At 61.4% G+C, this 14,575-nt stretch carries 15 protein-coding genes; 13 read left to right on the top strand and 2 right to left on the bottom strand.

Annotated elements, in window-relative coordinates; all coding sequences use genetic code 11:
- From cpaB to I6L41_RS09805, 11 genes are read left to right on the top strand one after another with little or no spacing between them, the layout of a single operon-like run.
- A complete protein-coding gene (gene cpaB, locus I6L41_RS09855; RefSeq protein ID WP_213389188.1) occupies positions 1–891 on the top strand; it encodes a Flp pilus assembly protein CpaB in 891 nt (296 codons plus the stop codon).
- A 19-nt stretch (positions 892–910) separates the two neighbouring features.
- Complete coding sequence (locus I6L41_RS09850) at positions 911–2,308, top strand: type II and III secretion system protein family protein (protein ID WP_216963929.1); 1,398 nt, start codon at positions 911–913, stop codon at positions 2,306–2,308.
- Positions 2,309–2,319: 11 nt separating this feature from the next.
- Complete coding sequence (locus tag I6L41_RS09845; protein WP_216963719.1) at positions 2,320–2,868, top strand: pilus assembly protein FlpD; 549 nt, start codon at positions 2,320–2,322, stop codon at positions 2,866–2,868.
- A gap of 3 nt (positions 2,869–2,871) precedes the next feature.
- On the top strand, positions 2,872–4,005 hold the full coding sequence (locus I6L41_RS09840; RefSeq protein WP_216963715.1) for a P-loop NTPase: 1,134 nt from the start codon (positions 2,872–2,874) through the stop codon (positions 4,003–4,005).
- Complete coding sequence (locus I6L41_RS09835; protein WP_216963712.1) at positions 4,005–5,318, top strand: CpaF family protein; 1,314 nt, start codon at positions 4,005–4,007, stop codon at positions 5,316–5,318. Before I6L41_RS09840 ends, I6L41_RS09835 begins: the two co-directional genes overlap by 1 nt.
- Positions 5,315–6,199 (top strand): type II secretion system F family protein, encoded by an 885-nt coding sequence (locus I6L41_RS09830; RefSeq protein ID WP_216963708.1) that lies wholly within the window; start codon positions 5,315–5,317, stop codon positions 6,197–6,199. The genes I6L41_RS09835 and I6L41_RS09830 overlap by 4 nt, the downstream gene beginning before the upstream one ends.
- Positions 6,200–6,202: 3 nt before the next feature.
- Positions 6,203–7,087 carry a type II secretion system F family protein gene (locus I6L41_RS09825; protein ID WP_216963705.1) on the top strand — a complete coding sequence of 295 codons (885 nt, stop codon included), beginning with the start codon at positions 6,203–6,205 and terminating at the stop codon, positions 7,085–7,087.
- Between the two features lie 19 nt (positions 7,088–7,106).
- The gene (locus I6L41_RS09820) at positions 7,107–7,865 is read left to right on the top strand and encodes a lipopolysaccharide assembly protein LapB (RefSeq protein WP_216963701.1); all 759 of its coding nucleotides are present in this window, start codon (positions 7,107–7,109) and stop codon (positions 7,863–7,865) included.
- Complete coding sequence (locus I6L41_RS09815) at positions 7,862–8,335, top strand: TadE/TadG family type IV pilus assembly protein (RefSeq protein WP_124929812.1); 474 nt, start codon at positions 7,862–7,864, stop codon at positions 8,333–8,335. Before I6L41_RS09820 ends, I6L41_RS09815 begins: the two co-directional genes overlap by 4 nt.
- The gene (locus tag I6L41_RS09810; protein ID WP_042053982.1) at positions 8,332–8,823 is read left to right on the top strand and encodes a hypothetical protein; all 492 of its coding nucleotides are present in this window, start codon (positions 8,332–8,334) and stop codon (positions 8,821–8,823) included. The genes I6L41_RS09815 and I6L41_RS09810 overlap by 4 nt, the downstream gene beginning before the upstream one ends.
- Complete coding sequence (locus I6L41_RS09805) at positions 8,823–10,205, top strand: vWA domain-containing protein (protein ID WP_216963698.1); 1,383 nt, start codon at positions 8,823–8,825, stop codon at positions 10,203–10,205. The genes I6L41_RS09810 and I6L41_RS09805 overlap by 1 nt, the downstream gene beginning before the upstream one ends.
- A 49-nt stretch (positions 10,206–10,254) precedes the next feature.
- Here the strand turns inward: I6L41_RS09805 and yiaY are convergent, their stop codons facing one another.
- A complete protein-coding gene (gene yiaY, locus I6L41_RS09800) occupies positions 10,255–11,406 on the bottom strand; it encodes an L-threonine dehydrogenase (RefSeq protein ID WP_139406289.1) in 1,152 nt (383 codons plus the stop codon).
- A 382-nt stretch (positions 11,407–11,788) separates the two neighbouring features.
- Between yiaY and udp the strand changes: the two genes are divergently transcribed.
- Positions 11,789–12,544 (top strand): uridine phosphorylase, encoded by a 756-nt coding sequence (udp, locus tag I6L41_RS09795; protein WP_005337975.1) that lies wholly within the window; start codon positions 11,789–11,791, stop codon positions 12,542–12,544.
- A 138-nt stretch (positions 12,545–12,682) separates the two neighbouring features.
- Here the strand turns inward: udp and I6L41_RS09790 are convergent, their stop codons facing one another.
- A complete protein-coding gene (locus I6L41_RS09790) occupies positions 12,683–13,411 on the bottom strand; it encodes an RluA family pseudouridine synthase (RefSeq protein ID WP_216963695.1) in 729 nt (242 codons plus the stop codon).
- Positions 13,412–13,633: 222 nt separating this feature from the next.
- Between I6L41_RS09790 and rihA the strand changes: the two genes are divergently transcribed.
- Positions 13,634–14,569: a pyrimidine-specific ribonucleoside hydrolase RihA gene (gene rihA, locus I6L41_RS09785; RefSeq protein ID WP_216963692.1), complete on the top strand. Its 936-nt coding sequence runs from the start codon at positions 13,634–13,636 to the stop codon at positions 14,567–14,569.
- The last annotated feature ends 6 nt before the right edge of the window (positions 14,570–14,575 follow it).

Raw genomic sequence — 14,575 nt, 5'->3', positions numbered from 1 at the left:
ATGAAGAAACTCTTTTTGCTTATCGCTGCACTGCTGGTGCTGGCGGCGATGCTGGCTACCTTGTGGCCAGCTGAACCTGCGCCGCAGAGCGGTACGTCCTCACAGGATCCGCCAGCAGAATCGTTGGCGCCGGATCGGGTGGCCCAAGTGCTGGTTGCCGCCCATCGGGTGCAGGCCGGCTCTTTCATCCATCCCGAAGATCTGGGCTGGCAAGCCCTTCCCGAAGCCGAAGAGAGGAACCTGCCGGGTCTATTTCTGTTTGGTTTTACCGATACCAAGGCCCTTAAGGGGAGTCTGGTGACCCGCACGCTGGAGGCGGGCCAGATCGTCTCTGCCGATGATTTGGTTCGTCCCGAGCAGAGTCACTATCTCTCCGCCATGATGGCGCCGGGCATGCGAGCGGTGACCCTGGCGTTGGGGAGGGAGGCGGCCAGCCACGGCCTGATCCGGCCCGGTAACCGGGTGGATGTGATCCTCACCAGCAAGCATGCGCGTCAACACAATGCCCAAGGGGCAGAGGTAACCAGCAATCAGTCGGCCGAGATCATTCTGACCGATATCAAGCTGCTGGCCATCGACGCCCAGGTGACCGATATCGCCGCGCTCAACGGCAATCCTGCGGCACAGGATAACTTCGACCAGGTCGCCGTGACCTTCGAGTTGCCCCCTCGGGCGGCAGCACGCTTGTTGCTGGCACATCGCTTGGGAGAGCTGGCTCTGGTACTGCGTTCGGCACAGAGCGCACCGGCGGGCAGCCCTGCGATGGCGCTGCCGGAGGGGAGTCTGATATGGGCTGAACAGGTCGCTCGCGGCCAGAACCCGAGAGCCATTCCAGGTCATGGGGTCAAGATCAGTTATGGCGACGGTAACGACCGAACCCGTCAACCCTAATCAACACAGAAAGGAAATGATGTTGCGAACATTTGCCATATTGCTCGCCATGCTGCCGCTCTGGGCCGCAGCCGCCGAGAGCCTGACGCTAACTCCCGAGCAATCCACCCTGCTCAATTTTGATGAACCTGTGCTGGATGCCTTTGTGGCCAATTCGGAGCTGGTCAGAGTACACAGCCCCTCTGATCAGCAGTTGCTGATCTATGGCCGCAAGGTGGGCCACACCGATCTGGTGGTGACCGCCCTCGATGGCCGAACCCTGGGTCACTATCGGGTAACCGTCGTCGCTGATCTTGCACCGCTTGAACAGCTGGCCCGTCAGCATTTCCCCCAGAGCCGGCTCACCTTTAGCGAGTCGGGCGGTGCCATAGTAGTGGCAGGAGAGGTGACCAGCCCGCTGCAGGCGCACGAAATCCTCAGCATGGTGGAAGGCTTTGCCAAGGGGCTGCAACCGCAATCCGTCGCCCAGAGTACGGTGATGGCCCCTTCGCCTCAGGCGGGTAATCAGGATGAAGGTGCAGCAGTCGCCGGTGGGGGCAGCGGTCAGTACGCCAATGTCATCAACCAGCTGCGACTGGCCGGATCGGATCAAATCAACATATCGGTGCGCATCGTCGAGATGCAGCGTACTACCAGTGAACAGCTGGGGCTGCGCTGGAGCGCAATGGGTGAGTATCTGCAGTTGGGTGTCTCGCCGGGTAACCGTTTTCCGAAGCCGCTGGAGCGAGGCAACTGGGCCGGCAAGAAAGATGTGGTCTACATCAACGCCATCATCGATGCGCTGGTGGAAAACAGCCTGGTCAATGTACTGGCCGAGCCCAACCTGACGGCCAAATCGGGAGAGGCTGCGACCTTTATGTCCGGCGGTGAGTTCCCCTTTCCGGTTGGCAACGGGGATAACGGGCCCGAGATTGAGTTCAAGAAGTTCGGCATCTCGCTGGAGCTGACGCCGACCCTGCTGGACAACAATCGCATCAGCCTGACGGTCTCCCCGGAAGTATCGACCCTGAGCCGGGAGAACAGCGTCACCATTGCCGGGGTCGTAGTACCTGGCATCGAGACGCGTCGTACCACCACCACCATCGAGCTGGCTGACGGCCAGAGCTTTGCGCTGGCAGGTTTGGTGCGCAGCCATCGCAACCAGAATAACGAAGCGTTGCCCTTCCTGGGAGAGATCCCCGGGCTGGCCCCCTTCTTTGGCAGCAACAGCTTCAAAAATCAGGAGAGCGAGCTGGTGATCATCGCCACCGCCCGTCTGGTGCAGCCCACCAGCGATCCCCTCTCCCTGTCGACGCCGCTGGATCACTACCGGGCTCCGAGTCGCTTCGAGCGACTGTTCTTCACCGACATGGGGTCAACCCAATTGCCGGCGGCGCAGACAACCCGCCTGTTCGGCAACTATGGCTACAGCTACTGAGGAGGATGACCATGTTGAAAGAGACGCTGTTGCTGGCCATGACGTTGCCGTTACTGGCTTGTACCACCCCACCTCCGGCTGCCCCTCTCAAGGATCAGCTGCAATTCCGGGTTGCCCCGTCGCAGTTGCAACAGCAGTTGCAATGGCAACTGGCCTCCTTGGCCAATCGGCTGGAGGCGGGCACCGTCACGCTGCAGATCAGCGGGCCGCAGCCAGCAAGCCATGCGCCAACGCTGGAGGCGCTGCGCCAGCAGCTGGCTCAGTGGCTGGCGCTCGATACCCGGCTCATCTTCACCCCGACCGGGCAAGGTGACTATCAGGTGCAACTCGATGCCACCTTGCAGCCGGATAGCTGCCGTTATACCAGAGGCGGGGCGTCAGCCCCTGTCAGCGCCTGTCTGGTGCTGCGCAATCAATATCGTGCCCAAAGCCATGGCGAGCACTGGGCTCGTGGTGCCCGTTATGACGGCAGTGGTAGCGCCCTCGATGCCGGCGCGGTACAGCGCCTCTATCAGGGCAAGGCCAAATCGGCCAAGAAACAGCAGACGACCGGGGAGTAAGTCATGAGTGAACAAGCCAAACGGCTGGTGGCCGTGACGCGCCAGCCTGCCTTGAGTGCCGGGGTCGAGCGGGTGATGGCCGGATTGAGCGATGTGGAGCACCTGCAACTGACGGGCTCTCTGGCGGAGGCCAGAGCGCACTGTCTGGCTCACGGGGCGCCCGATATCCTGCTGGTGGAGGTGGAAAATCAGCAGACACTGGCGGCAGATCTGGCGGCGCTTGCTGAATGCTGTCCACCCCAGATGCGACTGGTGCTGGTGGGGGAGCGGGGGGATGTTGCCCTGTTTCGCTGGTTGATCTCGGTGGGGGTGGATGATTACTATCCGGCGCCGCTGGATCCTGATGCACTTCGTGCAGGTCTGCTGCGTCTGCTGGGGGTGCCGCTGGTGACCTCCTTGCGTAAAGGGAGAGTGATCTGTGTCGTGGGGGCCGCGGGTGGCGTGGGCACCAGTACCGTCTGCGCCAATCTGGCACTGGAGCTGGCAGAGCAGCATCACCGTCAGGTGGCCCTGCTGGATCTCAATCTTTATCACAGCCGTCACCCCATTTTGCTGGGCAGCGACTATGCCCCGCCCGGCGAGCAGTGGTGGCAGGCGACCGATCGGTTAGATGGCACCTTGCTGGCCCACACCGCTCATCAACTCGGGTCACGGTTGTTCCTTTTCTATGACGAGGGCGCTGAGCTGGTGCTCGGCGCCGAGCAGCTGGTGGCCGCGGTCAATGTGATGGCGGAGCACTACAGCACCCTCATTATCGATGTGCCGGACCTGCGCAGCCATGGGTTACGCGCCTTGCTGCAAGAGGCAGATGTGGTGATCTGGTTGCACGATTTCAGTCTGGGGGCATTGCGACTGCTGGGGAACTTGCCCAAAGGAGGGCAGGCTCAACGTCACCTGCTGGTAGGCAACCATTGCCGCGGCAAGGAGGGGCGAGTGCCCGCCGCAGAGCTGGAGCGGGTCTGTGGTCAACCTCATGCCGCCGTATTGCCTTATGACCACGGCGCCTTTGTACGAGCCGAGCGGGCCGGTATGGCGCTTATCAAGCAAAAAAGCAAACTGGCCCGAGCAATCAAGTGGCTGGCAGCCGAGCTGGTTGGCACTCAACCAGCGGGACGCCGCCGGGGAGGATTGCGCTGATGTTCGGACAAGCCAGCAATCGTCAGCCGCCGGTACAAGGGGCGCTGCTGACCATGTCTGAGGCCGCGCGCGAGGCGTTTTACGAGCTGGTGGAGCCTTCGGTGGCCGCCACCTTGCCCCGTGATGCATTGCTGGAGCGGGTCGCCAATGCTCTCGATCAGCTCTCGAGCCGCCGCATGCTCCCTTACAACCGTCAGGAGTTGCTCCTGCTGGGGCGGCAACTGGTGGACGAGATGGTGGGGGTCGGGCCGCTGCAACCCCTGCTCGATGATCCCGAGGTGTCGGACATTCTGGTCAATGGTCCGGACAAGGTCTATGTGGAGCGGCACGGCAAGCTGGTGTTATCGGGGGTGCGCTTTCGCGACCGTCAACATGTGTTCAATGTGGCGCAGCGGATCGTCAATGCGGTGGGACGGCGGGTGGATGAGTCCACCCCCATGGTGGATGCCCGTCTGGCCGATGGCAGCCGGGTTAACGTCATTGCACCGCCGATCGCCCTGTGCGGCACCTCCATCTCCATTCGTAAATTCCCGAGTAGCCGCCTGACGTTGGCTCACCTGGTGGAGAAAGGGGCCTTGTCGGACGCCATGGCCCGCTTTCTCGGTCTGGCTGCTCGCAGTCGTTTCAACGTGTTGATCTCGGGGGGGACGGGGTCGGGCAAGACCACCCTGCTCAACGCCCTGAGCAAGCACATCAACGACGACGAGCGGATCATCACCATTGAGGATGCTGCCGAGCTCTCTCTTGAGCAGCCGCACTGGGTACCGCTGGAGACGCGCAACGAGAGTGCCGAAGGCAAGGGGGAGGTGAGCGTGCGGGCGCTGGTGCGCAATGCGCTGCGGATGCGGCCGGACCGGATCATCTTGGGGGAAGTGCGCGGCGTCGAGGCGTTCGACATGCTGCAGGCGATGAACACCGGCCATGACGGTTCACTCTGCACCCTGCACGCCAACACCCCGGAAGATGCGTTGCTGCGCCTGACCAACATGTTGCAGATGGGGGCGGAGCGCCTCTCCGAGCAGATCATTCAGGCCCAGATCGCCAGCGCGGTGGATCTGGTGGTGCAACTGGAGCGAATGCGCGATGGTCAGCGCCGCATCACTGCCATCAGTGAAATCACGGCGCTGGAGGGAGGCCAGATCAGGATGCAACCGTTGTTTCGTTTCGTGCTGGAGTCCGAGCTGCATGGCAAGTTGCAGGGGCGCTTCATGGCCCATCCGCTCTCGGCCGGGGTACAAGAAAAGGCTCGTCAGGCGGGCCTGCTAGCCGAGTTGCAGGCGTGCATGGATGAAGATGGGGAGGAGGGCGCATGAGTATGCTGTTATCCGTCTGCCTTGGCTGGGGGGCGGCTTGTCTGCTGCTCTGGCAGTGGCAGAGTCGGCGTGAAGCCTGGCTGCAACAGAGCCAGCGTTATGGCGGGCAACCGGAATCCCGGGAGGCGGCGCGTCCCTTGCCCCAGTGGTATCAGCAGATGGTGACCATGGTGGGGCAGGAACAACTGACACGCTGGTGCTGGCAGGGGCCGGCAGGCGCTGCACTTGCCTGCATCTTGCTGGTCGCCAATGGCATGCCGCTTTGGCTGGCGTTGTTGCTGGCGGTTGGTGGAGCGCTGCTGTTTGGTCTGCTGCTCTATCAACAGCTGCAACAGCGGGCGCTGGAGCAGTTTCGCACTGGCTTGCCCGAGGTGATAGACGGGATGATCCGGGCGCTGCGGGTGGGGGCGCCGCTGGCCGATATTTTCCAGCAAGTGGCACGGCAGCAGCGCGGCTTGATGTCACGGCTGTTTGCCCAGATGCACGACGAGTTGCAGGTGGGGCAACCGGTAGCGCAGGTGATGCGACAGGCGGCAAGCAGGGTCACGGTGGCCGAGTTCCAGTTTCTGACCATAGTGCTCAGCCTGCAGCAAGAGACCGGTGGTCGCCTCTCCGACGTGCTGGCACAACTGGTCGAAACCCTGCGTGCCCGTCAGACCCTGGCGGCCAGCATCCAGACCATCACCGCCGAGAGTCGCAACTCTGCCAAGGTATTGGCCGCTCTGCCTGTCATCATCCTGCTGGTGCTGTTCAGTACCGGGCGGGAGCACTTTACCTATCTGATGACCACGGCCAGCGGCCAGTGGGTGATGGGGTATGTCTCAATCAGCGTGGCGGTGGGGCTCTGGCTTATCCGCCGGCTCACGCGTCTGCAGGGGTAGGTCATGGCTGTTACCCAACTATTCGGATTGGCACTGCTGTCGCTTGCGCTTGCCGCTGTGACGGGCTGGTACGGTTACCGGCAACAACAACAGTGGCAACAACAGTGTCGCCGTTATGCCACTCTTGCCGCGGCAAAGGTGCCGGGGCGTGAGTGGCTGGCGTGGTGCGGCCGCGGTTATCCGGTGGGCGGCCGCGAGCAGGCACGTTTGCAGCAGTTACTGGCGCAAGCCGGGGTCTTTGCCAGCCAGGGTTTTGACCGGTTACGGGGTGCCAAGCTGCTGGGGGGGCTGGGGTTGGCCATCATGGTGCTGACATGGCGCCTGCTGGTTGCCCCGGCCGATGGATTCACCCTGATGTGGGTACTGATGGCCTATGTAGTAGGGGCCGGTTTGCCGGAGCGCTGGCTGCAATGGCGGGCCCGCAAGGTCAAGGCGGCTCAGCAGAAGGTGGTGCCTGATGCCATCGACCTGCTGGTGATCAGTGTCGAGGCGGGGCTTGCGCTGGATCGGGCGTTGCTGCGAGTAGGTCACTATCTGGAGGCGCTGGAGCCGGGGCTTGCCCGGCAATTCTTGCGTACCCATGCCGAGATCCAGATGCGCGGCGATCAGGCCAGCTGTCTGGCACGGCTTGCCTGGCGGACCGGTTTGCCCGAGCTGGATCGTCTCGCCAACACCTTGCAGATGGCTCAGCAGTACGGGTCGCCATTGGCCGAGACCATGCGCACCATCAGTCAGGAGGCGCGCCAGATGCGACGACTGGCACTGGAGGAGCAGGCAGGCTCCCTGCCGGGCAAGATCACCCTCATCCAGATGGCGCTCATCATGTTGCCCATGCTGGTGCTGATCATTGCCCCCACCCTCAATTTGTTGATCAACAGCCTGCGTTGAGCAGGTGATGGAATCGGATATGAAATCAAGCTATTACCTCATTTTTATCTCGCTGCTTCTGCTGGCGGGATGCAGCAGCCATGGTGATGTATCGGCACAGAGTCAAAGCAATGGCATGGCGGTGGCCAAGGCCGCTTTTGATTCTGCCCAGTATGAGAAGGCTGAACGCCTCTATCTGGCGCTCTTGAGCAGTGATGTCTCGCTGGAAGAGGCGCAGCTGATGCTGGCGCGAACCCGTTATCAGCAAGATAAAAAGCAGGCCGCGCGCGATGGCCTGCAACAGCTGCTCGACCGCGCTGGCAAGCAGGCACCGGAGGCGGCCAATTATCTGGGCAAGTTCCTGCTCGATGATGGGCGCACGGAGGAGGCCGCAACCGCTTATCGTCAAGGACTCGCTTTGCCGGAGCTGACACCGTTGGCACGGGCCCGGCTCAGCAACGGGCTGGGGGTAGCCAGTCTGCGGCAGGGGGCGTTTGCCAAAGGGCGAGCGCTGTTTGAGGCGGCGGTCGCCGCTGCTCCGGATGAGCCTGACTATCGCGGCAATCTGGCATTGGGCTGGTTGATGGAGGGTAACCGGGTCGCAGCTCGTCAGGCCTTCGAGCCGCTGCTGCATTATCAGAGCCTGCCACCCCAGGTGGAGATGAACTACGCCCTGCTGCTGCTGGCCGAGGGCAATGAACCTCAGGCTCGCCTCATCCTGTCGCGCTTTCTCAGTGCCAGCCAGCTGGAACACGATATCCGGCTGCTCAAGGCGCAACTCAGAGGGCAGTCTGTGTGAATCATCAGCGTGGCGTGGCCAGCATCGAACTGGTGATCATCTTGCCACTGCTGCTGGCGTTGTTGTTGCTGGTGGTGGATGTGCTGCGGATACAGCTGCAATACAGCACCCTGGAGTATGGCCTGCGCGCTGCATTGCGGGAGCTGCAGGCCGAGTCGGCCGCTGGGCGTATCCCCTTGGCTGGCGCTATTCGGGAGCGGTTACTCAAGCAAGGGCACGGTGAATTGGCCGGGGTGGAGGTGACTGTCAGGCATCATGTGTCACTTGCAGCCATGTTGGGGCAACAAGAGGGAGGGCAGGATCCGGGCAGTGACACCCGTGCGCCTGCCGATCCCGTGCTGGAGGTGACTGCCAGACTTCGCCCCCGTTTGCTGCTGACCCCGAGCTGGCTGGTGGCCGATCGCCAGCTGGGTTATCAGAGCACCTTGTTGTTGCTGACTGACCGGTTGCCGGCAGGTGGTGCAGGATGAGCAGAACCATCTCTCGACCCGCACAAAACAGAGGGAGCATCAGCATCGAGGCGATGCTGTTTATCCCCGCGCTGTTGGCCCTGCTCAGTTTTGGCAACGAGGCATTGCAACTGCTGCGCCTTGAACAGCGGTTGCACAATGTGGCCTATAACGTGACTCAGATCGTGACCCAGCAAGGGGTCACGCAGGATGCGGCGGCAGTTTCCCAGCTGGCGTTTTATCAAGGATTTGTGCAGCAGCAACTGGCGGCTCTGCATGGTGGGCAAGCGGCGTTGACCATAGAGCAGTACAACAGCGCCAGTGGTGAACTGTTGCCGCTGTTGCAGGGAAGTGGCTGTGCCGGGCAGGGCAATTGGCCGCCGCTGCGGGTTGGCACCTTGATGCGGGTGACCCTTTGCTATCGTCCGGATTTGGAAGGGGGGGGCATGTTTCGCCGCCTGTGGGGCGATCGTGCGTTGACCACCCACTTTATTCAGGAGATCCACTGATGCCACTATTGTCTGAACAGCGTGGCGGCTTATCTCCGGCATTCGCATTGATGCTGGTCGGGGTATTGGCGCTGACCGGGGTCGCCATCGAGCTGGTGCGCGGTTACAACGGCCAGAGTCTGCTCAGCGCCGCTGCCGATGCAGTCATCTACTCTGCGGCAGATAGCGATACAGCCTTGCAAGATGCTCAGGCGCTGATGCAGGCCAATCTGAGCGGGCGTAACCTGCAGGTGGCTACTCCCCGCCTGAACCAGGGAGAGCAGGGGGCGCAAGTGATCTTGCAGGGAAAAGTGCCCGCTCTGATGGATCTCTCGGCGATAGATGAAGGGGAGGAGGGGATGCCGATTGCGGCGGCTGCGCGTGCCAGCAGTGCACGAAGCCGGATCGAAGTCGCGCTGGTGCTGGATATTTCCGATTCCATGTCAGGTGCACCCATGAAGGCGATCAAGCAGGGCCTTGTCGAGTTTGGCGAGGTGCTGTTTGGTCGCGAGCGGCGCAATCAGGATCGGGTGGTCAGCATCATTCCCGCCACCGGGCTGGTCAATATCGGCGATCATCCCGAGCTGTTTCATCCCGAAAGCATCGAAATTCCCTTCGGGTTGCGGACGCTGGCAGAGGAGCGTGGTTGGCTCAATCTGTTGTCGCGAGAGGTGCCTGGGCGTCAACGCAAGGCATTCTGTGCCAGATTGCCGGAACATGTTGATGGTATCGATCGGGTGGCAGAGGTCACGCCCGGCTGGATCCGCAAACTGGAGCAGGCCCCGCGGGATGAACTGAGGCCCCATCTTTTTTACAGCACCAAGCCTCCCCCCATTGCCCGTTATGGCGATGGGACGCCCTTGCTGGCCTTTGCGCCAAAAGAAAATCCGCTGGATCGCTATCTGGAGAACCGCCGTGACAAGCTCGGCATCTTCGATGATCCGGATTGCGGGGTGAGCCCCATTCAGGCGCACCTGTCGACCCGTGCCGACTATCGTCAGGCGCTTGATACCCTTTATGCCGCATTCAATACCAACACGGCAGAGGGAGTGATGTGGGGTTGGCGGCTGCTTTCACCAGAGTGGCAGGGACGCTGGCGGCAGGGGGCGGCAGCTTTGCCGCGCCCATATGGGTTACAGGATAACCGCAAGATCATGGTGCTGTTTTCCGATGGGGAACACATGACCGAGGCGGCATTGCGGGATCGCAAGCAGTTGCTGTTATGCCGGGAGATGAAACGCAAGGGGATCCAGATCTATACGGTGGCGTTCGAAGGGGATACCCGTTTCGTGGCTCAGTGTGCCAGTGATCGCTCCCTGGCCTTCAAAGCAACCAAAAGCAATATTCGTACTGTACTGACCCGGTTGGCGAGCTCCATCAACGATGTCGTGTTAACGAAATAATGCAAAGAGGGGCCTGATCGGCCCCTCGCTATTCAAGGTGTTAACAGGGTCACATCGCCGCGCGGAAGATGGCAACGATCTCTTCGTGGCTCGCCTGTTTCGGGTTGGTGAAGCCGCAGGCATCTTTCAGGGCGTTGCTGGCCAGGGTATCGAAGTCATCGGCCTTGACGCCGAGTTGCTCCAGACCCGCCGGGATCTTCACATCCAGCGCCAGCTGCTTGATGGCGGCAATGGCCGCGGCGGCGCCTTGTTCGTCGCTCATGGCGCTCACGTCTACCCCCATGTAGCGGGCCACATCCTTCAGACGAGCCGCGCTCACCTGGGCGTTGAACGCCTGAACGTGGGGCAGCAGCACGGCGTTGCAGACACCGTGGGGCAGGTCATAGAAACCACCCAGCTGGTGGGCCATGGCGTGCACGTAGCCCAGGCTTGCGTTGTTGAATGCCATGCCGGCCAGGAACTGGGCATAGGCCATCTGCTCGCGGGCATGCAGGTCATCGCCGTGGTGAACGGCGGTGCGCAGGTGCTTGGCAATCAGCTCGATGGCCATCACGGCGCTGGCATCGGTTACCGGGGTGGCGATGGTGGAGACATAGGCTTCGATGGCGTGAGTCAGGGCATCCATGCCGGTGGCGGCGGTGAGACCAGCCGGCTTGGCCAGCATCAGCTCGGGGTCGTTGACCGACATCAGCGGGGTAACGTGCTTGTCGATGATGGCCATTTTCACGTGGCGCGCTTCGTCGGTGATGATGCAGAAGCGGGTCATCTCGGAGGCGGTACCGGCGGTGGTGTTGATGGCGATAAGCGGCAGTTGCGGTTTGGCGGAGCGATCCACCCCTTCGTAATCCTTGATGCTGCCACCGTTGGCGGCGACCAGCGCAATGCCCTTGGCGCAGTCGTGAGGCGAGCCGCCCCCCAGCGAGATGACGCAGTCGCAGCAGTTGGCCTTGATCATGGCCAGACCCGCTTCGACGTTGCTGGTGGTGGGGTTGGGTTTGGTCTCATCGAAAACAGCGCTTTCAATGCCATGTTCAGCCAGCAGGGTGGTGAGCTTGGCAACCACACCGATCTGGTTGAGGATTTTGTCGGTGACGATCAGCGCCTTGCGATAGCCGTAACCCTTGATATCGGCGGCAGCCTCTTGCAGACAGCCGGCACCCATCAGGTTGATTGCGGGAATATAAAATTTGAATGTAGCCATGATGGACTTCCTATAGTTAGCCATTAAGTGGTAGTTGAGAGCTAGGCTACCATCTAGAAAGGGATACAAAAGCATCTTGTTTACAACTTTACGGGGTCGATCACGAGTCGTTAATTAAGCGCTGAACCAGGCTTGACTTTCCCGCATCTGACTCGATTTGCAGAAAAACGTTTGTCAATTATTTCATTGAGTTAGCAAACGTTTTGCGCAATGTTTGTCACTGTCAATGCGTGGAAGTGTGAGGCGCTTCAAGGAATTGGAAAGCGCTTTCGACCATAGTTGGCGCCTCCCCGAAGAGGGGGGTAAAGGCTTGAAAGTATCATAAAGAATCATCTTAACTTGTGCCCTGACCATGCTGGCAGGGGGCAACCAGGAGTCCAATATGTCTGATGTATTTCACTTGGGTTTGAAGAAAGCGGATCTGCAAGGCGCCACCCTGGCGATCGTCCCCGGTGACCCCGAGCGCGTGAAGCGTATCGCAGAGCTGTTGGATAACCCGGTGCACCTGGCCAGCCATCGTGAATTCACTACCTGGCGCGGCGAGATGGACGGCAAGGCCGTGATCATCTGCTCTACCGGTATCGGTGGCCCGTCCACATCCATCGCGGTAGAAGAGCTGGCCCAGCTGGGCATCCGTACCTTCCTGCGTATCGGCACCACTGGCGCCATCCAGCCGCACTTGAACGTGGGTGACGTGATCGTGACCACCGGTTCCGTGCGCCTCGACGGTGCCAGCCTGCACTTCGCACCGATGGAGTTCCCGGCTGTTGCCGACTTCGACTGCACCACCGCACTGGTGAACACCGCCAAAGAGATGGGCTCCAAGCTGCACATCGGTGTGACTGCCTCCTCCGACACCTTCTACCCGGGTCAGGAGCGTTACGACACCGTATCCGGCCGTGTAGTGAGCCGTTTCCAAGGTTCCATGAAAGAGTGGCAAGCCATGGGCGTGCTGAACTATGAGATGGAATCTGCAACCCTGCTGACCATGTGCTCCAGCCAGGGCCTGCGTGCCGGTATGGTGGCTGGCGTTATCGTCAACCGTACCCAGCAAGAGATCCCGAACGCCGAGACCATGGCGAAGACCGAATCTGATGCCATCAAGATCGTACTGGGCGCTGCCCGCAAGCTGATCTGATAGCACCACAAAGAGTGGGGGGGGGGCCGTTGCGAAAGCGCGGCCCCTATCTTTATCCGCCGTTTACCGCTTTTCCTCTCCCGTTACCCCTTTCACTGATCCCGCCGCACTCGCGCTGGTTGTCTCTACTGATTGCCTCTAAAACGGCGCTGGACAGCGCACTTGCATCGGCTCGCCGCTTACCGGATGGACAAAATCCAGCTCGCTGGCATGCAGCATCAGCCGGGGGGCCTGTTCGCAGCCGGGTAGCAGCAGGCCACCATAGAGATCGCAACCGAGGATGGGGTGGCCCAGCAGCTGGCTGTGGATGCGCAGCTGATGGGTGCGGCCGGTTTCCGGCACCAGTCGTACCCGGGTCAAAGGCACGGTCTGCCCCTGTATCTGCTGCTCCAGCCGTTCAACCACCCGATAGCGGGAGCGGGCGGGTTTGCCGCTGGCGGTGCAGATCTTCATCAGCGGAAAGAGGGCCGGATCCTTGGCGATGGGGGCGTCGATAACTCCTTCGTCGTCAATCAGATGACCGCAGAGCAGGGCGCTGTAGGCCTTGCTCACCGCCCGCTGACTGAACTGCTGGCAGAGCAGGGCATTGATGGCCTTGTTTCTGGCCACCACCATGAGACCCGAGGTACCAAAATCGAGGCGATGCACCAGGGTACAGCCGGGGTAATCCTGCACCAGTCGATAGTGCACCGAGTCGAGGTTCTGCGGATTCTTGCCCGACAGGCTCAGCAGGCCGCTTGGCTTGTTGATGAGCAGCAGGTGTTCATCTTCGAACAGGATCTCGATGGCGGCACTGCAAGGTGGGGCGATAAAGGTGTCGACGATAACGGACATAGGGCACACGGGCTGGAAACGGGGGACGATCATACCCGAACCGGCGCGGCCGGGCGAATGGGTGGTGCGCAGCCTCGGAAAATGAACGGGATGACGCCATGCAACCTATTGATAATGTGCCGCGTTGAGCGAGACGGTGTGCCGTGCAAACCGCCCAGGTCAGCAACAAGGCCCCGTTTTGTGACCCCTTCCCGAGTTCATCCGAGGCTTGCTTGTTAAGGTATGGCTCCCTGTTATGTTGTAAGGACTCATCCCATGGCACTGCCCGTTATTCTCGATTGTGATCCCGGCCACGACGACGCCATCGCCCTCATTCTGGCGCTGGCCAGCCCAGAACTTGACGTGTTGGCAGTTACCACCAGCGCGGGCAACCAGACGCCGGACAAGACCCTCAACAATGCCCTGCGCATCCTCACCTTGCTGGGGCGGGACGATATTCCGGTGGCGGCGGGGGCGCCGAAACCGCTGGCCCGCGAGCTGATTATCGCCGACAACGTCCATGGCGAGTCGGGCCTCGATGGCCCCAAACTGCCGGATCCCGCCTTTGCGCCGCAGGGGATGACGGGGATCGAGTTGATGGCCAAATGTCTGCGCGAGAGCCCGCAGCCCGTGACCCTGGTGCCGACCGGCCCGCTCACCAATGTCGCCCTGCTGTTGGCGGCACATCCCGAGCTCAAACCCAAGATTGCCCGCATCGTATTGATGGGGGGCGCCGCAGGGGCCGGCAACTGGACGCCGGCGGCGGAATTCAATATTTATGTGGACCCGGAAGCGGCCGATATGGTGTTCAAGTCGGGCATCCCCATCACCATGTGCGGGCTGGACGTGACCCACGAGGCTCAGGTGATGGACGAGGATATCGAGCGGGTACGCGCCATCACCAATCCGGTGGCCCAGTGCGTGGCGGGGTTGCTCGACTTTTTCATGATCTACCACCGGGATCCCAAGTGGGGGTTTGCTGGCGCGCCGCTGCACGACCCCTGTACCATTGCCTGGTTGCTGGCTCCCGAGCTGTTCCACGGGGTCGAGTGCCGGGTCGATATCGAGACCCGGGGGGAGCATACCGTGGGGATGACGGTGGTGGATCGTTATGGTCTGAGCGGCAAGCCAGCCAATGCGCTGGTATTGTTGGGGCTGGATCGTCCGGGCTTTATCGATCTGCTGGTGACGCGGCTGCGGGCGTTTGACTGAGCGCCG

The sequence above is a fragment of the Aeromonas sp. FDAARGOS 1411 genome, from assembly GCF_019047125.1.
In the GTDB taxonomy this organism is placed as follows: domain Bacteria; phylum Pseudomonadota; class Gammaproteobacteria; order Enterobacterales; family Aeromonadaceae; genus Aeromonas; species Aeromonas veronii.
The sequence above is the reverse complement of the archived record's forward strand: the minus strand, read 5'-3'. Positions and strand labels throughout refer to the sequence as shown.